This window comes from Pectobacterium sp. PL64 (genome assembly GCF_022477975.1).
In the GTDB taxonomy this organism is placed as follows: Bacteria; Pseudomonadota; Gammaproteobacteria; order Enterobacterales; family Enterobacteriaceae; genus Pectobacterium; species Pectobacterium jejuense.
This window is the reverse complement of sequence record NZ_CP092070.1, coordinates 365,355-382,729: the sequence shown is the minus strand read 5'-3', so window position 1 is coordinate 382,729 and position 17,375 is coordinate 365,355. Positions and strand designations below refer to the sequence as shown.

Here is a 17,375-nt window from a genome sequence, read left to right as displayed (position 1 = left end):
CGCCCCTATTGTCGGGGCGCTTTCAGACCGTTGACAAACCTATTTGCCGAATGAAAACGGGAGTAACGGAATAGAAGAGTAAAGCGTTTGCGCCATGGACAAAAACGTCAGGAACGTTTTTGAACGTCGCTAGCGACGGCCCTGAAAGGGTGAATCTCAGGGATGAGATTCATATCTGCGCAAGCCGAGCTTACATGGACGTACTTGCAGCGTCTTTACGATCTATCCGTTACTCCCGCTCTACGGACTTTGTCAGCAACCTCAACGCCCCGATTTTCGGGGCGTTTTTTATTTGATGCCTAACCGCTTTGCCAGACGGTGCAGGTTGCCGCTGTCCATTTCCAGTTCTCTTGCGCAGGATGACCAGTTGCCCTCATGGCGCGCCAGCGTTTGTTGGATGATCCGCCGCTGATAGTCGTCCGTTGCCTCCCGCAGGCCGCCGCTGATGAAATACGCGGGTGCAGTGTCGATAGCGCTCGACGCCCCTGCGGCAGCATGAACGGACTGAGAGGGAAGTTCGAGATTGAAATGTTCAGGGCCTAACAGCACCTCGCCTGATTCCTGCCCTGCTCTCGCCAGCACGGTCGCGCGATAAATAGCGTGTTCCAGCTCGCGCACATTCCCCGGCCAGTCGTACTGTTCCAGTAGTGCGCCCGCGTCGGCCGTTAACGCCAGACGCGCCAGCCCCAATTGTACGCGGCTGCGCTCGCAGAAGAATCCCGCCAGCAGCGCCACATCCTGACTGCGCTCACGCAGCGGTGGTACAGACAGAGGGAACACGCTCAGACGGTGGAACAAGTCAGCACGGAAAGCGCCATCCAGCACCGCCTGCCGCAGATCGCGGTTGGTGGCCGCCAGCACGCGCACGTTCACTTTCAGGCTGCTGTCATCACCCACGCGCTGGAGATCGCCATACTGCAATACGCGCAGCAGCTTCGCCTGTAGCGTCAGCGACAGTTCGCCAATCTCATCCAGAAACAGCGTGCCGTTATCCGCCATTTCAAACTTGCCGGTTCGATGGTGGATTGCTCCGGTAAACGCGCCCTTCACATGACCAAACAGCTCGCTCTCCGCGACCGACTCCGGCAGCGCGGCACAGTTCAGGTACACCAGAGGATGACTTGCCCGGCTGGAACCGCGATGAATCGCCCGCGCCACCAGCTCTTTACCGACGCCGGTTTCCCCCATAATCAGCACGTTCAGGTCGGAACCTGCGACGATATCGACCTCTTTCTTCAGCCGCTGCATCGGTTCTGACAGTCCGACCATTTCCTCGACACTTTCCGCCGCCGGACTTTCAGCCCGCACTGGTGCGGGTAACTGCCGCTCAAGACGCTCCATCAGCAGCGCGTTACTCAGTGCCGCCGCCGCCATTGCCCCCACCAGCCGCAGTTCTTCATCGCTGAAATGGTCGAACTGACAGGGATCCATGCCGTCCACGGTCAGCGCCCCGATCAGGTTCTGATTGGCAAACAGCGGTAAGCCGACGCAGGCATGCACCTTAAGATCCTCCTGACTGGGAATCAGACCGTCATAGGGATCGGGAAGCTGACTGTCCGCCGGAAAGCGCACCACGTCACCCGCGCGGGCAATCGCCTCCAGACGCGGATGATCGGACAGACGAAAACGTCTCCCCAGCACGTCCGGCGCCAGACCGTCGATCGCCAACGGACGGAACAGCTGATTCTCGTAACGCAGCAGCGCCGAGGCATCACAGCGCAGCAGTTGGCGCAGGCTGTTGATTAAGCGCTGGAAGCGATCCTGATTCGATAGCCCCATTTGCAGCTCGATAGCAATGCGGGCAAGGGCGTTAATAGAGAGCGTCATAGTGTGTCCTAATGACAGAACCTGTGTCATTAAGACAATAGATAAAGCATGTCATTTTGACAACCACTATTTATTAAAACGTTATAAATCAATTAATTAAAAATTGGCACGCTTCCTGCAATCTCTACAGCATATTCCCGACTATGACTACTGAGGTTTCAGAACATGACAATTCACGTTAAGAACAATATCCACTGGGTTGGACAACGCGACTGGGAAGTCCGTGATTTTCACGGCACCGAATACAAAACGCTGCAAGGCAGTAGCTACAACAGCTACCTGATCCGCGAAGAGAAAACCGTGCTGATCGATACCGTCGATCACAAATTCAGTCGTGAGTTTGTGCAGAATCTGATGGCGGAAGTGGATCTGAACACGATTGACTACATAGTGATCAACCACGCCGAAGAGGATCACGCCGGGGCGCTGACAGAACTGATGGCGCGTATTCCCAACACGCCGATTTACTGTACCCACAACGCGATCGATTCCATTACCGGACACCACCATCACCCAGAGTGGAATTTCCACACAGTCAAAACTGGCGACACGCTGGATATCGGCAACGGCAAACAGCTGATCTTTATCGAAACGCCAATGCTGCACTGGCCGGACAGTATGATGACCTACATGACCGAAGATGCCGTGCTGTTTAGTAACGATGCGTTCGGCCAGCACTATTGCGATGAGCACCTGTTTAATGACGAAGTCGATCAGACCGAACTGTTCGAGCAGTGCCAACGCTATTTCGCCAATATTCTGACGCCGTTCAGCCGCTTAGTCACCGCAAAGATCCACGAAGTGCTGGGCTTCAACCTGCCGCTGTCGATGGTTGCGACCTCACATGGCGTGGTATGGCGTGACGATCCTGCCCAGATCATCCACCTGTATCTGAAGTGGGCGGACAGCTATCAGGAAGATCGCATCACGCTGTTTTACGACACCATGTCCAATAACACTCGCATGATGGCCGACGCCATTGCGCAAGGCATCAACGATGTCGATCCCGGCGTAGCGGTAAAAATTTATAACGTCGCCCGTCACGACAAGAACGAAATCCTGACGCAGGTGTTCCGCTCGAAAGGCGTGCTAGTCGGTTCATCCACCATGAATAACGTGATGATGCCGAAGGTCGCCGCCATGCTGGAAGAGATCACCGGCCTGCGTTTCCAAAACAAGAAAGCCTCGGCGTTCGGCAGCTACGGCTGGAACGGCGGTGCGGTAGACCGCGTTCAAACCCGCCTGATGGATGCCGGTTTTGAAACCACGCTAGCGCTGAAAACCAAATGGCGTCCCGATGGTTCCGCGCTGGAAATTTGTCGTGAACACGGTCGTGAAATCGCCCGTCAGTGGGCATTACATCCGCTGGATGACACGCCAGCCCGTCGCGTCATCTCGCCCGTAAAACAGACCGCCGCGGCACCGCAAGCCACCACCGCCCCGCAGAATGTGAGCGCCCCAGCCGAGAGCGCCTGCGGATGCAATGAAGTCGCAGCACCACAGTCAACCGCACAGCCAGCGGTACAGTCAGAAAACGGTTGTATGGTGTGCAGCGTCTGCCAGTGGATCTACGATCCTGCACTCGGCGAACCGATGCAGGATGTCACCCCTGGCACCATGTGGTCGGACGTACCAGACAGCTTCCTCTGCCCGGAATGTGGGCTGGGCAAAGACGTTTTCAATCCGATTCGCTAAGGAGAGGATGATGAAAGACATCGTGATTATTGGCGCGGGCTTTGCCGCCCGCCAGCTCATCCGACAGCTGCGCAAGCTGGATGCGCACTGCCCTATCCGCCTGATTACTGCCGACAGCGGCGATGAGTACAACAAGCCGGATCTAAGCCATGTGATGAGCCTGCAACAGCACGCCGACGATCTGACCAAGATGTCGGCAACCGCGTTTGCTGAAGAGAACCGCATTGCGCTGCTGGCCAATACGCGCGTCACCGCCATTGACCGCCAGGCGCAACAGGTCATCTGCGGCACGGATCGTTATGATTACCATAAGCTGGTGTTCGCAACGGGTGCCAGCGCAATGGTGCCGCCGCTTCCGGGACGCGAACATATGCTGACGCTCAATAGTCAGCAGGAATATCGCACCCACGAAAATCGGCTCTGGCAGGCTGAACGCGTACTGGTGCTCGGTGCTGGACTCATTGGTACTGAGCTGGCGATGGATTTGGGTCGCGCCGGAAAACGGGTCACGCTGGTTGACTGCGCCAGCAGCATTCTGCCCGCGCTGATGCCGCCCGAAGTCAGCGCGCGCCTACAATTTACGCTGACGCAGCAGGGTGTTTCACTGCTGTTGAACACGACCCTGCAACAGCTGGAGAAAACCGAAACCGGCATACAGGCCACATTTACCGATGGTCGTTCTGTCGAGGTGGACGAAGTCCTCTCCGCTATCGGTTTGCAGGCCAACACGCAGTTGGCGAAAACAGCGGGGTTAACGGTGCAGAAAGGTATTCAGACCAATGCGCAGTTGCAGACCACGGATCCACTGATTTATGCGTTGGGCGACTGCGCGGAGATTGGCGGTAAGCTCCTGCCCTTCCTGCAGCCGATTCAGCTCAGCGCGATTACACTGGCGAAAAACCTGCTGGGCACCAACGAGATGCTAACGCTGCCGCCGATGCTGGTAAAAATCAAGACGCCGCTGTTTCCCTTACAGATGGCAGGCGATACCACCGGCGGTGATTTACACTGGCAGCAGGAATGGAACGAACAGGGGATGGTAGCAAAAGCGCTGGATAGTCAACAGGTGCTACGCGCCTTTGTGGTCGGCGGGGAGCGGATGAAAGAGGCATTTCCGCTGCTGCGACAGCTTTCCACGGTGAGTTAAACCATGGCCTGAGACAGCAAAATAAATAATGTATTTAAAATACATATTTTCTGGTCAGCCTGCATGCGGATTAATAGAATACGGCTATCGCTTTTAGAATTTACAGACCGAGGTAAAGATGCAAGATCTCATTTGTTATAAGAAGATGCCACAGTGGAACAGCCAGACGCTGCCTGCCGCATTTCAGGAAAAGCACAACACGCAGGAAGGCACCTGGGCAAAATTGACCGTGTTGAAAGGGGAAATGACCTTCTCCATGCTGACCGAAGACGGCGATACGCTGGAGACATTCCAGTTCTCCGAACAGAACCAGCCGCCGTTTGTTGAGCCACAGGCGTGGCACCGCATCGTCTCGTTTTCTGACAATCTCGAATGTCAGCTCAGCTTTTTCTGCTCGGCAGAAGATTTCTACCATAAAAAATACGGTCTGACGCGTACCCATTCCGAAGTGATCAACGCGGTGCAGCACATCAAGCCGGGCAAAACGCTGGACTTAGGCTGCGGCGGCGGGCGCAACTCGCTGTATCTGAACCTGCGCGGGTTTGATGTCACGGCATGTGATAAGCATGAGCAAAGTATTGATTCGCTGAATAACATCATCAAGAGCGAAGCGCTGGACAACATCCGGGCGGGCGTTTACAACATCAATCTGGCGGAAATCAAAGAGCAGTACGACTTTATCCTGTCGACCGTCGTGCTGATGTTCCTCGAACGCGATCGCATTCCGCACATCATCAGCAATATGCAGGACAGCACCGTTAACGGCGGCTATAACCTGATTATCGCCGCGATGTCGACGGAAGATTGCCCGTGCCCAATGCCTTTCTCGTTCACCTTTAAAGAAAACGAGCTAAAGGACTATTACGCCGATTGGGAGATCCTCAAATACAACGAGGATATGGGTGAGCTACACAAAACCGATGCGCAGGGTAACCGCATCAAGCTGCGCTTCGCCACGCTGCTGGCAAGAAAGCCGTAAGCACCGATTAGCCGTAACCCCATAAAATACAAAAGGGCCGATTACTCGGCCCTTTTTACTTCTCTATACGCTGCGTGAATCAGCTGGCTTTGCGCGCTGCCGTGATGCGATAAGCCACCAGATCTTCAATCGTCAGTACCGGCATATCGTGCTGTTTGGCAAACGTGATCACTTCCGGCGCGTGCGCCATTGAACCATCATCGTTCGTCAGTTCACACAGAACACCAGACGGCTTCAGACCCGCCAGCGTCATCAGGTCAACCGTCGCTTCAGTGTGACCACCGCGCGTTAACACGCCACCCGGTTGGGCGCGCAGCGGGAATACGTGACCAGGGCGATTCAGATCGCTCGGCTTGGCGTTATCCGCAATCGCGGCACGAATAGTGGTCAGGCGGTCAGCAGCAGAAACGCCCGTCGTCACACCCTCGGCGGCTTCGATCGTCACCGTGAATGCCGTTTGGTAATGGCTGGAGTTCTTCTCCACCATCATCGGCAATTCCAGCTGCTGGCGACGCTCTTCCGTCAGGCACAGGCACACGATGCCACTGCCGTGACGAATCGTCAGCGCCATTTGTTCAACGGTCATATTTTCAGCGGAAAAGATCATGTCACCTTCGTTTTCACGATCTTCATCATCCAACACCAGCACGCCGCGGCCATGACGCAATGCATCAAGTGCGCGTTCTACGCGTTCGGTAGGATTGCCAAATTCAGAAAGTAATGTCTGATTCATGGTAAAAAACCTCAATGTTATTATGGATTACCAGAATCAGGGCGAGCTTGAGGAGTAACCACTACTACTGGTTGCATAGTAATAGTTAACAAAAATAACGCGAGCGGGCATATAGCCCGACAGATACCGTTACTCTCTCCCATCCGGACTTTAACCGTCGGCCCCGGAATTACACCGGATCTGCTGACCCCACGCTGCGAAACCGATAATTAATATCGAAGAAAACAGCGAGAGCGCTCGCGGGCTTCCAGTATGTGTACTGGTTTACCGCCGGTGGGGAATTACACCCCGCCCTGAGAATAAGCAGGTTTACTATAACGCTAATACCTCGATAGGGCAATTGATCCGCCACAGGAAATAGGGCAAAACGTATGCTGGATTACAGTAAAATTATTCTGAATTACAGTAAAACCATGCTGAATATGTGCAAAGCCGATGTCAGATTTTATTTATACCCATTACACTTGCTATAGTAACAACTTACATAACCTAATCAGGAAAGCGACATGATTGACCCAAAGAAGATTGAGCAAATCGCCCGTCAAGTGCATGAATCTATGCCAAAAGGTATCCGGGAATTGGGTGATGATGTGGAGAAAAAGATTCGTCAGGTCTTGCAGGCACAGCTGACCCGATTGGATTTGGTGAACCGTGAAGAGTTCGATATTCAGACGCAGGTTCTGCTCCGCACGCGCGAGAAGATTGCCCGTCTGGAACAGCGTATGACCGAGCTGGAAGCGAAACTGTCTACGGAAGAAAAGCCTGCCGCAGCGCCGGAAAACGACCAGTCATCACAATAACTCGTCTCATCACAACAACGCGTCATCATCGCGATGCAGCGCCCTAATCAGGGCGTTGCTCAATTCCCTACCCCGCCTATCCGAAGTGCAGATTTTACACCACTGAATTCAGAATCAACGACTCAGTGGGAAATCAGTTCAACCTGCTTACGCGGCAGGAACAGCCACAGCACGGCCAGCATGATTAACGCATACAGCGATTTCCAGCCGATCATCAGCAACAGCGCACAGCAGAGCAGGCCACCGATTGCCGCCATCACGCGCGCGCGCCCTTTTAGCAGACGCCACCCTGCCAGCATACACAGCAGATAAATCAGCACAAAGATGCCGTTCGCGTACACAATCAGCATATCCAGCGGCAGCCTGAGCCAGTAAATCAACAGGCAACACACCAGACAGCAGGCCACCACAACCGACAGCGCATTCACCGGTGCCTGCCCTGCAGACAGCTTCGCTAATGCGCTTCCTTTCGATGCCTGCGACCAGACTAAACGGGCGAAGCCCTGCGTGTAGATATTCACGCTGGCAAAGCAGGCCAGATACCCGACAAAGCAGGCAATCCACAGCGCGTGTTCGCCAAACAGCTGCACGACGATACCCGGTAGTGAGGCGGTTGCGGCAATCCCTTCACCGTAGGCCTTAAAATGCAGCACGGCCACCGTACATCCCCAATACACCGCACCAGCGACCAACATGCCGATCAGTAAAGCGCGTGGGAAATCGCGCTCCGGTGCCCGAAATTCTGTCGCCATATGGGCAAAAGCCTCAAGACCCACAAAGCACCAGAACATCACAGCCAGCGCGCCGAAGGTGTTAGGCCATGACAGTTCACTCACCGACGGCCAGGGAATATGCGCAGGCGTGATATCGCCCTGCCACCAGATTGCAGCAACCAACCCCACCACCAGCATTGCAATGACGATCTGAATGTTGGCGCTGGATCCTGCACTGCGCAGGCCAAGCAGCCAGATACCGCCCAGCGTCAGCAACTGTACGCAGAGCAGCCCCAGATCGCTCCAGCCAAACGCCGCCTGCCAGAATCCGGCGGCAATCTGCAAGGCAGCAGGCAGACCTAGCGGAATAACGGACAGGAATAGCCAGCCGGTCACCCGAGCCATACGCGGCCCAAAAGCAAGGTTAACAAAGTGCGCGGCCCCGCCCGCATTAGGAAAATGTTGCCCCAGCGCGGCAAAACCAATGGCGATAGGAAAAACAAGCAGAATCAAGATCGGCCACGCCCATAGGCTGTCTTGCTGTGCCAGCTGTGCGACCAGCGCGGGAACCGCAAACACCCCAGTCCCCAGCAGAGAAGTAGAAAGCAGCCCTACGCCCTGAATCAGCCCAAGCTCTTGTTTTAATCCTTTTGCTTCACTCACTACGTTTCACCTTTTGTTACTTTTTACACCACGCCGCTGTCGGATCGAAGCATAAAAAAAGCCTCCACTAACGGAGGCTTCTCTCACCCACTGCATTCGCAAACGTTATATCAGGCGTTGGCTTTCAGCACATCGCGAATGCGGGCTTTGTAGGATTCAACTTTCTGCGGCGTCATCATACGACGTTCGTCATCCTGCACCACACCGCCAACATCGTCAGCAATGCGCTGTGCAGACTGTAACATCAGTTTAAAGTTTTGGCTGGCATCGCCATAAGACGGCACCATCATGAAAATGGACACGCCGGGCGTCGAGAACTCGGACATGGCATCGACATTAAACGAACCGGGTTTAACCATATTGGCCAGACTGAACAACACCGGGCCTGCGCCAGCGGGGTTCACATGGCGATGGAAAATGTTCATTTCACCAAACTGGAAGCCGGCCTGAAGCAGGCTTTGCAGCAGCAGTTCACCGCCAATGACACCGCCCTGATGCGCCACAACGTGTAACACCAGAACCGCTTCTTTTGCCGCAGCGGGTTCAACTGGCTCAACCGGTTGCTGAGGCTGTGCAGGCGCGGGCTGAACTTTTTCATGCAGCGAATGTGCAACAGGCTGCTGTGGAGCCGATGCTGGTGCATCATACGCAAACGACTCACGCGGAGCGTTAATGCTCGGTTCAGAAGTCGGGATTTCTCTAGGGACGACAACCTGCGGGTTAGTCTCGCCACGTACCTGCGCACGCGGAGAATCTACCGGCGTAGCTTCATCCAGCAGAGGATCGTAAGAAGACACGGGAGACAGATGCTCAAACGGCGATTTCGCCTCTGAACGAACATCTTCGCGTGCACTGTTGTTATTAAGTGAAGGATTATTAAATGGAGGATTATCAAATGACGCGTTATCAAATGACGCGTTATCAAATGATGAGTTATCAAGTGAAGCGCTGCCAAATGAAGGCTCGCTCTGCTGCGGGCGGGCACCCTTCACGCGGACTTCGCCCACGCCTTCATCCAGATCGTCAAGCGGCGTTTCATCACGCGCTTTCTTTACACGTTTAGCTGGGCGGTCACGAAAAAGGGACGAGCGCTCTTTACGGCTAGTCCACAAGCCGTGCAGTAAAAGCGCTATTATAGCGATCGCGCCAACAACGATTAATATCAGACGCAAGTCCTGCATCATTGCTATCCCAATTGTTCCAACAAAACATTGCCACCACGGCAAATACCTATACTACTAACTCTATTTGCCTGAGTACACAAGTGCAAGCCTGCACGGTACTTTATGACAATAAAGATAGATACAACGCACTTTTTTGCTGTTTTTTCATCCAAATGCGGGCTAGTCAGCATAAGACCATCCCGATATGATGCCTCAACAAACAAATGACTGAGTCTATCGGCACTATGTCTTCAGAAAAACCATCATCTTCCGAAAAATCGCCTTACGGCAACACCACTGGCCAGGTTCGCAGCGGCATACACTATTTTCTTGCCGGATGGCGTCTGATCTCACTGCCGGGCATCCGACGTTTCGTTATTCTGCCCTTGCTGATGAACATCGTACTGATGGGCGGGGCTTTCTGGTGGCTTTTCACCCAGTTGAATGACTGGATTCCGCAGATCATGAGCCATATTCCGAGCTGGCTGCAATGGCTCAGCTACCTCATTTGGCCACTTGCTGTGCTCTCCATTTTGCTGGTATTCAGCTACCTATTTAGCACGATCGCCAATTTTATCGCCGCACCATTTAACGGCTTGTTGGCAGAGCAGTTGGAAGCAAAACTCACCGGCCAAACGCTGCCGGACAGCGGCATACTCGGCATCGCCAAAGACGTCCCACGCATCATGAAGCGTGAAGTCCAAAAGCTGGCGTATTACCTGCCACGCGCCATTGTGCTATTGCTGCTCTATTTCATCCCCGGCATTGGACAAACTGTCGCTCCGGTACTGTGGTTCCTGTTCAGCGCGTGGATGCTGGCGATTCAATACTGCGATTATCCTTTTGATAACCACAAAGTGGGCTTTGCCACGATGCGTCAGGCATTACGTCGCCATAAAGTCGCCAATATGCAGTTTGGTGCCTTGGTCAGCCTGTTTACGCTGGTGCCTTTTTTGAATCTGGTCATCATGCCCGTTGCGGTATGCGGTGCAACGCAGCTGTGGGTGGATCGTTATCGCGACCTATCAGCCACCCTGCCGAAAAAAGCGCCATAAAAAGACCGCAAGCACTGGCTGATAACGGCCAGTGCTTTCTATTGTAATGAAAAGATATTTCTTAAGAACATAACGATATAGCAATTCTTTACTTCACTGAAAAGTGTGAACGAGTATTCTCTCTACGTTCGCAAAAATTTCATACAGTTATAAGGACAGGCTATGAGCAAGATCTACGAAGACAATTCTTTCACAATCGGCCATACGCCGCTGGTTCGCCTGAACCGTATCGGCAACGGACGCATTCTGGCTAAAGTGGAATCCCGCAACCCCAGCTTCAGCGTAAAATGCCGTATCGGCTCCAACCTGATTTGGGATGCAGAAAAACGCGGCGTTCTCAAACCAGGTGTTGAGCTGGTTGAACCTACCAGCGGAAACACAGGGATTGCCCTGGCCTATGTCGCCGCAGCTCGCGGTTACAAACTCACGCTCACTATGCCGGAAACTATGAGCATCGAGCGCCGCAAGCTGCTGAAAGCGCTGGGTGCTAATCTGGTGCTAACCGAAGGCGCGAAAGGCATGAAAGGTGCTATCGCCAAGGCAGAAGAAATCGTTGCCAGCGATCCACAGCGTTATCTGCTGCTACAGCAGTTCAGCAACCCTGCTAACCCAGAAATTCACGAGAAAACCACCGGCCCTGAAATCTGGGAAGATACCGATGGTCAGGTTGATGTCTTTATCTCTGGCGTCGGTACTGGCGGTACGCTGACCGGTGTCAGCCGCTATATCAAGAACACCAAAGGCAAAGCCATCATCAGCGTGGCAGTCGAACCTACCGATTCACCGGTGATCACTCAGGCGCTGGCAGGCGAAGAGCTGAAGCCAGGTCCGCACAAGATTCAGGGCATCGGCGCAGGTTTCATTCCGGGTAACCTGGATCTGAAACTAATTGACCGCGTAGAGAAAGTGACGAACGAAGAAGCGATCAGCACCGCGCGCCGTTTGATGGAGGAAGAAGGCATTCTGGCTGGTATTTCTTCCGGTGCAGCCGTTGCCGCAGCGCTGAACTTGCTCAAAGAAAAAGAATTTGAAGATAAAACTATCGTCGTTATTCTGCCTTCTTCTGGCGAACGCTACCTCAGCACAGCACTCTTTGCCGACCTGTTCACCGAACAGGAACTGCAACAATAACCCCCCGGTCACACTCGAACAACAAGTGACCAATGTGTTAAAAAAGCACCTATTTAGGTGCTTTTTTGTGGCACAGTTCAAACTTTCCACCACATGTGGATTGCTTTTCTACATCAGGTTTAGTATTTAACCGAACAATTATTTTGATGCGTGAAATTAATATCCGACAAATACCACGCCCCGTCACATGCTTTTCCCCTGCGCACGATAGCCCACATCGCCGTTTTGCGACTGAGGTTAAGATAATGGGTAGCGGAAGCTGCGGTGTTTGATGGTATTTTATTCAGGAAATACGTTTGACGGTTTTCTTGTCGCATCGTGGCCCGCCCCTGTAACATAAATCAGGAGCTAACCAAACAGGCTAAAGTTCAGTGAATCAACTAGACTTTAGTTCCACAACATTAATCTAATCCATAAGTTGGGGAAAAAAGCATGTTCCAGCAAGAAGTGACTATCACCGCACCGAATGGCCTGCACACTCGTCCTGCTGCTCAGTTCGTCAAAGAAGCCAAAGGCTTCACCTCAGAAATCACCGTGACGTCCAACGGCAAGAGCGCTAGCGCCAAGAGCCTGTTCAAATTACAAACACTCGGCTTAACACAAGGAACTGTGGTTACTATCGCTGCGGAAGGCGAAGACGAACAAAAAGCGGTTGAACACCTGGTCAAGCTGATGGCTGAGCTCGAGTAAACAACGAGTTTTTTAGTGAACACCAGAATCGAGTAAGGTAGGGTTATGATTTCAGGCATATTAGTATCACCGGGTATTGCTTTTGGTAAGGCACTGTTACTGAAAGAAGATGAAATTCTCATCAACCGGAAAAAAATCTCTGCGGATCAGGTAGAGCAGGAAATTGAACGTTTTCTGACTGGCCGTTCCAAAGCATCCGTACAATTGGAAGCGATCAAGAAGAAAGCGGGCGAGACGCTGGGCGCAGAGAAAGAAGCCATCTTCGAAGGCCACATCATGTTGCTGGAAGATGAAGAGTTCGAGCAGGAAATCATAGCCCTGATTAAAGATGAGCATGCTTCCGCCGACGCTGCTGCATTTTCCGTCATCGAAAACCAGGCTAAAGCACTGGAAGAGCTTGATGATGAATATCTGAAAGAACGCGCTGCGGACATGCGTGATATCGGGAAGCGTTTGTTACGCAACATTCTCAATATGACCATCGTCGATCTAGGCGATATTCAGGATGAAGTCATTCTGGTTGCTACGGACCTGACACCGTCAGAAACCGCGCAGTTGAATCTGGACAAAGTGCTGGGCTTCATCACTGACCTCGGTGGCCGCACGTCTCACACGTCCATTATGGCCCGTTCGCTGGAGCTGCCTGCGATCGTCGGCACGACCAATGTGACCCAGCAGGTTAAAAACGGCGACTATCTGATTCTGGATGCCGTAAACAACCAGATCTATCAGAATCCGACCGCGGATAAAATTGAAGAATTAAAAGCCGTTCAGCAGCAATACCACGCTGAAAAGTATGAGCTGGCCAAGCTGAAAGATCTGCCAGCCATCACGCTGGACGGTCATCAGGTTGAAGTCTGTGCCAACATCGGTACCGTGCGTGATGTCGCGGGTGCTGAGCGTAATGGCGCAGAAGGTGTCGGCCTGTATCGTACCGAATTCCTGTTCATGGATCGTGACTCGCTGCCTACCGAAGAAGAGCAGTTCCAGGCGTATAAGGCAGTTGCCGAAGCCGTTGGCGCTCAGGCCGTTATCGTCCGTACCATGGATATCGGTGGCGACAAAGATCTGCCCTACATGAACCTGCCGAAGGAAGAGAACCCGTTCCTTGGCTGGCGTGCTATCCGTATCTGTCTGGATCGTAAAGAAATCCTGCACGCTCAGCTGCGTGCCATTCTGCGCGCATCAAAATTTGGCAAGCTGCGTATCATGTTCCCGATGATTATTTCCGTGGAAGAAGTGCGTGAGCTGAAAGCCGAGCTGGAGATGCTGAAAGCACAGCTGAGAGAAGAAGGTAAAGCCTTCGACGAAAGCATTGAAGTCGGCGTGATGGTGGAAACACCTGCCGCCGCTGCTATCGCGCCACATTTAGCCAAAGAAGTCGACTTCTTTAGTATTGGGACAAATGACTTAACCCAGTATACTCTGGCAGTTGATCGCGGTAATGAGCTGATTTCTCATCTCTATAACCCGATGTCCCCTGCCGTCCTGACCCTGATCAAACAGGTCATCGACGCATCCCATGCCGAAGGCAAGTGGACAGGGATGTGTGGTGAGCTCGCCGGTGACGAACGTGCTACACTACTGTTATTGGGAATGGGTCTGGACGAATTCAGCATGAGTGCGATCTCTATCCCGAGCATCAAGAAAATCATCCGTAATGCGAATTACGAAGATGCGAAGGCGCTGGCGGAGCAAGCACTCGCTCAACCGACAGCACAAGAGTTAAGCAATCTGGTGAGCCGCTTTATTAAAGAAAAAACGCTCTGCTGATTCTGCTTTACCTAATAGGTTTCAAGGTGGCAATCAGCACCCCGACAAGCGATAGATTCGCAGTCGGGGTAGCGAAGAAAACCAATGCCACACCAACTTGAAAGATTAGGGTATACGCTGGCCCAATATTAATGCTTAGGAGAGAATCATGGGTTTGTTCGATAAATTGAAGTCTCTGGTTTCTGACGACAAAAAAGACACTGGCAGCATCGAAATCATTGCCCCGCTGTCCGGTGAAATCGTCAATATTGAAGACGTTCCTGATGTCGTATTTGCAGAGAAAATCGTCGGTGACGGTATTGCCATCAAGCCAACTGGCAACAAGATTGTCGCACCGGTAGACGGCACCATCGGTAAGATTTTTGAAACCAACCATGCGTTTTCCATCGAGTCTGACAGCGGCATTGAGCTGTTTGTGCACTTTGGTATTGATACCGTTGAATTGAAAGGCGAAGGCTTCAAGCGCATCGCCGAAGAAGGCCAGCGCGTGAAGAAAGGCGATCTCGTTATCGAGTTTGACCTGGCTCTGCTGGAAGAAAAAGCGAAGTCTACTCTGACACCAGTGGTTATTTCCAACATGGATGAAATCAAGGAATTGACCAAACTGAGTGGTACGGTTGTTGTCGGCGAAACGCCGGTTATCCGTATCAAAAAGTAAGCCGTCTTCTACGGATGGTTTACTACGTTTGCACGAGACGGCACCCGGATGGTGCCGTTTTCGTTTCAGGCTTTCCAGCGCGGCATGCACAGGCGAATCACTAACCCGCACTGCTCACCATTCTCCGCCTCAATATGCCCGCCGTGCGCCAGCACGACTTTACGAGTAATCGCCAGCCCCAGCCCATAGCCTTTGCCAGACAGCGGTGAATCAACACGAATGAAAGGATCGAAGATGCTGGAGAGCTTACTTTTCTCCACACCAGGCCCCTGATCGACGACCAGAATCGTCCACTCATGTTCAGTGCCAATGAGCGACACGGAAACCTGCTGCGTGGGAGCAGAAAAACGTAGCGCGTTGCGCATCACATTATCGACGGCCCTGCGCATTAGCTCCGCGTTGCCTTTAATCGTGTAGTCTTCGTCCTCATCCGCCGCCAGCAGGATTTCAACGCCGGTGACCTGCGCTTCGTAGCGCGCATCGTTGACCACAGCCGTCACCAGCCCCAGCAAATCGAAATAGGCTTCCTCAATGCCGGAATGCTCCGTGCGCGATAGCGTCAACAGTTCGCCAATCATCTTATCCATCAGCAAAGCTTCACGCTCAATACGCTGCAAGGAACTCTCTATATTGTCGGGGTTCTGTCTTATCAACCCGATAGCGAGCTGCAAACGCGCCAGCGGGGAGCGTAGTTCATGCGAGACATCATGGAGCAGTTGTTCACGCGCGCTGGCCAGACTGTCCAGTCGTTCGACCATCGAATCGAAATCCCGCGCGACATCGCTGATTTCATCATGACGTTTATGCATCACTGGCAGCAGACGCACGTTCAGATCGCCCTGCGCAACCTGATCAAAGCCCGCACGAATCTGACTTAGCGGACGTGCCAGGCTCCATGCCAGTACCGAGCTGAACAACAGGCCACCCAACCCCGCAATGATGACAAACGGCACGGGCACGTTGAGAAATTCGACTGGCCTAGGGGGACGAAATTCGCTGCGCAGCAGCTCAGCATCATAACGAATCTGATACCACTTTCCGGCTGGGCCGCTGACCTGCTTGATAATATGCGTGGCACGCGGCATGCCACGTTTATCCGGCGCAAAAGCCTCATCGAGCAACGCGTTCTGCGAGCCGGAAACCAACTCCTGATCGGACAGCGGCAGCGGCGATTCCGTGACGGAAATGTATTGCTGCTCTTGCTGCGGCAGCAGCGACATCACATCGTTCAGTTCACCCAAGCCACCATGTTGCAGCGCCGCAGCCACCATCTCCGTTTGCAGTGTCGCAATGCGCGACACCACGATTTCTTCCAGCGGCTTATGTCGCTCGCCGTAAAAAGAAAAAGCCAGCCACAGCAGCTGAGACATGACGAGGAACGTCAGCCAGAACCCGAGCAGTATCTTCCAGAAAAGTCGTCCACGAATCATCATCAGCGAATCCGGTATCCCACGCTGCGCACGGTTTCAATCGTCATGGCGTTGCCCGGCAAGGCGCCGAGCTTCTGACGAATATTGCTGATGTGCACGTCCACGCTGCGGTCATAGGCTTCACGGCGACGCCCCAGGCATTTTTCGGACAGCTCATCTTTTGACACCACCCGTTCAGGGGAACGTAACAGCAGCTCCAGCAAATTAAACTCAGACGCCGTCAGATCAAACGGCTTCCCCCGCCATTCGCTAATGCGCGTGGCGGGGTTCAACACCAGATCGCCGCTGGCAGCCAGGCTCTCGTCGCGCTTTGTGCTCGGCTGATCGTCATAGCGGCGCAGTACCGCCCGCAGTCTTGCCACCAGCTCACGCGGATAACACGGTTTAGGCATATAGTCATCCGCGCCCATTTCCAGACCGATAACTCTGTCGATGTTGTCGCCTCTCGCGGTCAGCATAATAACGGGCAACTGCTGGGTTTTTCTGATCTGGCGCAGCACGTCAATCCCGCTCATATCCGGCAGCATCACATCCAGAATCATCGCGGTGTAATCCCCCGATATCGCGCCATCGACGCCCTCTTTGCCCGTCAGCACCCGCGAGGTTGAAAACCCTTCCGCATTCAGATACTCACAGAGCATGTCGCCCAGCTCTACGTCGTCATCGACCAGTAAAATATTCATATCCTGTCCTCATTAATCGGGTATACCCTACGTATTCGAGTTGCGGGAAGGAAACGCACATGCAGCTTGAAGTATGATGGGTATAGATGATGTATTCTCAGGCCTGGCGTGAATATTCGCAGCCAGATTTACTTAATCCTTACCATTTCTTTCAGCAAAGATTACCGCTACCTTTACGGACTCGGGGTAAATTACTCACCTACGTTATTTATTTCCGTTCAGATGCATGAATTAA

General features: G+C 53.1%; 15 protein-coding genes and 1 riboswitch. Of the genes, 9 read left to right on the top strand and 6 right to left on the bottom strand.

Going from position 1 to position 17,375, the window contains the following annotated elements:
- Positions 1-288: 288 nt before the first annotated feature.
- Positions 289-1,827 (bottom strand): nitric oxide reductase transcriptional regulator NorR, encoded by a 1,539-nt coding sequence (gene norR, locus HP572_RS01705; RefSeq protein WP_240584609.1) that lies wholly within the window; start codon positions 1,825-1,827, stop codon positions 289-291.
- Positions 1,828-1,992: 165 nt separating this feature from the next.
- On the opposite strand from norR, the gene norV reads away from it, so the two are divergent.
- The 3 genes from norV to tehB all read left to right on the top strand — a co-directional run bounded on the left by norV (position 1,993) and on the right by tehB (position 5,648).
- Positions 1,993-3,522 carry an anaerobic nitric oxide reductase flavorubredoxin gene (gene norV, locus HP572_RS01700; protein WP_240584608.1) on the top strand — a complete coding sequence of 510 codons (1,530 nt, stop codon included), beginning with the start codon at positions 1,993-1,995 and terminating at the stop codon, positions 3,520-3,522.
- 10 nt (positions 3,523-3,532) lie between these two features.
- Positions 3,533-4,669 (top strand): NADH:flavorubredoxin reductase NorW, encoded by a 1,137-nt coding sequence (norW, locus tag HP572_RS01695; RefSeq protein ID WP_240585671.1) that lies wholly within the window; start codon positions 3,533-3,535, stop codon positions 4,667-4,669.
- A gap of 118 nt (positions 4,670-4,787) precedes the next feature.
- Positions 4,788-5,648 carry an SAM-dependent methyltransferase TehB gene (gene tehB / locus HP572_RS01690; RefSeq protein ID WP_240584607.1) on the top strand — a complete coding sequence of 287 codons (861 nt, stop codon included), beginning with the start codon at positions 4,788-4,790 and terminating at the stop codon, positions 5,646-5,648.
- Positions 5,649-5,727: 79 nt separating this feature from the next.
- On the opposite strand, the gene ribB is transcribed toward tehB, so the two are convergent.
- Complete coding sequence (ribB, locus tag HP572_RS01685; RefSeq protein WP_240584606.1) at positions 5,728-6,381, bottom strand: 3,4-dihydroxy-2-butanone-4-phosphate synthase; 654 nt, start codon at positions 6,379-6,381, stop codon at positions 5,728-5,730.
- Between the two features lie 127 nt (positions 6,382-6,508).
- Positions 6,509-6,686: riboswitch (FMN riboswitch) on the bottom strand.
- Positions 6,687-6,887: 201 nt separating this feature from the next.
- On the opposite strand from ribB, the gene ubiK reads away from it, so the two are divergent.
- Positions 6,888-7,181: a ubiquinone biosynthesis accessory factor UbiK gene (gene ubiK / locus HP572_RS01680; RefSeq protein WP_039484983.1), complete on the top strand. Its 294-nt coding sequence runs from the start codon at positions 6,888-6,890 to the stop codon at positions 7,179-7,181.
- A 122-nt stretch (positions 7,182-7,303) separates the two neighbouring features.
- Here the strand turns inward: ubiK and yjeH are convergent, their stop codons facing one another.
- Both yjeH and zipA read right to left on the bottom strand, forming a co-directional pair.
- A complete protein-coding gene (yjeH, locus tag HP572_RS01675) occupies positions 7,304-8,557 on the bottom strand; it encodes an L-methionine/branched-chain amino acid transporter (protein WP_240584605.1) in 1,254 nt (417 codons plus the stop codon).
- Between the two features lie 110 nt (positions 8,558-8,667).
- Entirely contained in the window at positions 8,668-9,741 is a 1,074-nt protein-coding gene (zipA, locus tag HP572_RS01670; RefSeq protein ID WP_240584604.1) for a cell division protein ZipA, read from the bottom strand.
- Between the two features lie 203 nt (positions 9,742-9,944).
- Between zipA and cysZ the strand changes: the two genes are divergently transcribed.
- The 5 genes from cysZ (at position 9,945) to crr (ending at position 15,027) form a co-directional block, all read left to right on the top strand.
- Positions 9,945-10,775 carry a sulfate transporter CysZ gene (cysZ, locus tag HP572_RS01665; RefSeq protein ID WP_240584603.1) on the top strand — a complete coding sequence of 277 codons (831 nt, stop codon included), beginning with the start codon at positions 9,945-9,947 and terminating at the stop codon, positions 10,773-10,775.
- A gap of 162 nt (positions 10,776-10,937) precedes the next feature.
- A complete protein-coding gene (gene cysK / locus HP572_RS01660) occupies positions 10,938-11,906 on the top strand; it encodes a cysteine synthase A (RefSeq protein ID WP_014914284.1) in 969 nt (322 codons plus the stop codon).
- 432 nt (positions 11,907-12,338) lie between these two features.
- Positions 12,339-12,596 carry a phosphocarrier protein Hpr gene (gene ptsH / locus HP572_RS01655; RefSeq protein WP_005971891.1) on the top strand — a complete coding sequence of 86 codons (258 nt, stop codon included), beginning with the start codon at positions 12,339-12,341 and terminating at the stop codon, positions 12,594-12,596.
- Positions 12,597-12,641: 45 nt separating this feature from the next.
- Positions 12,642-14,369 (top strand): phosphoenolpyruvate-protein phosphotransferase PtsI, encoded by a 1,728-nt coding sequence (gene ptsI / locus HP572_RS01650; protein ID WP_240584602.1) that lies wholly within the window; start codon positions 12,642-12,644, stop codon positions 14,367-14,369.
- Between the two features lie 148 nt (positions 14,370-14,517).
- Positions 14,518-15,027 carry a PTS glucose transporter subunit IIA gene (gene crr / locus HP572_RS01645; RefSeq protein ID WP_010284368.1) on the top strand — a complete coding sequence of 170 codons (510 nt, stop codon included), beginning with the start codon at positions 14,518-14,520 and terminating at the stop codon, positions 15,025-15,027.
- Between the two features lie 65 nt (positions 15,028-15,092).
- Here crr and HP572_RS01640 read toward each other — a convergent pair whose 3' ends face one another.
- Both HP572_RS01640 and HP572_RS01635 read right to left on the bottom strand, forming a co-directional pair.
- Positions 15,093-16,460 (bottom strand): ATP-binding protein, encoded by a 1,368-nt coding sequence (locus HP572_RS01640; protein ID WP_240584601.1) that lies wholly within the window; start codon positions 16,458-16,460, stop codon positions 15,093-15,095.
- Positions 16,460-17,140, bottom strand: a complete 681-nt coding sequence (locus tag HP572_RS01635; protein WP_039502616.1) for a response regulator transcription factor — start codon at positions 17,138-17,140, stop codon at positions 16,460-16,462. The genes HP572_RS01640 and HP572_RS01635 overlap by 1 nt, the downstream gene beginning before the upstream one ends.
- Between the last annotated feature and the right edge of the window lie 235 nt (positions 17,141-17,375).

Coding starts and splice junctions, on each gene's coding strand:
- norR (WP_240584609.1), bottom strand. CDS start 1,827: ATGACGCTCTCTATTAACGCCCTTGCCCGCATTGCTATCGAGCTGCAA.
- norV (WP_240584608.1), top strand. CDS start 1,993: ATGACAATTCACGTTAAGAACAATATCCACTGGGTTGGACAACGCGAC.
- norW (WP_240585671.1), top strand. CDS start 3,533: ATGAAAGACATCGTGATTATTGGCGCGGGCTTTGCCGCCCGCCAGCTC.
- tehB (WP_240584607.1), top strand. CDS start 4,788: ATGCAAGATCTCATTTGTTATAAGAAGATGCCACAGTGGAACAGCCAG.
- ribB (WP_240584606.1), bottom strand. CDS start 6,381: ATGAATCAGACATTACTTTCTGAATTTGGCAATCCTACCGAACGCGTA.
- ubiK (WP_039484983.1), top strand. CDS start 6,888: ATGATTGACCCAAAGAAGATTGAGCAAATCGCCCGTCAAGTGCATGAA.
- zipA (WP_240584604.1), bottom strand. CDS start 9,741: ATGATGCAGGACTTGCGTCTGATATTAATCGTTGTTGGCGCGATCGCT.
- cysZ (WP_240584603.1), top strand. CDS start 9,945: ATGACTGAGTCTATCGGCACTATGTCTTCAGAAAAACCATCATCTTCC.
- cysK (WP_014914284.1), top strand. CDS start 10,938: ATGAGCAAGATCTACGAAGACAATTCTTTCACAATCGGCCATACGCCG.
- ptsH (WP_005971891.1), top strand. CDS start 12,339: ATGTTCCAGCAAGAAGTGACTATCACCGCACCGAATGGCCTGCACACT.
- ptsI (WP_240584602.1), top strand. CDS start 12,642: ATGATTTCAGGCATATTAGTATCACCGGGTATTGCTTTTGGTAAGGCA.
- crr (WP_010284368.1), top strand. CDS start 14,518: ATGGGTTTGTTCGATAAATTGAAGTCTCTGGTTTCTGACGACAAAAAA.
- HP572_RS01640 (WP_240584601.1), bottom strand. CDS start 16,460: ATGATGATTCGTGGACGACTTTTCTGGAAGATACTGCTCGGGTTCTGG.
- HP572_RS01635 (WP_039502616.1), bottom strand. CDS start 17,140: ATGAATATTTTACTGGTCGATGACGACGTAGAGCTGGGCGACATGCTC.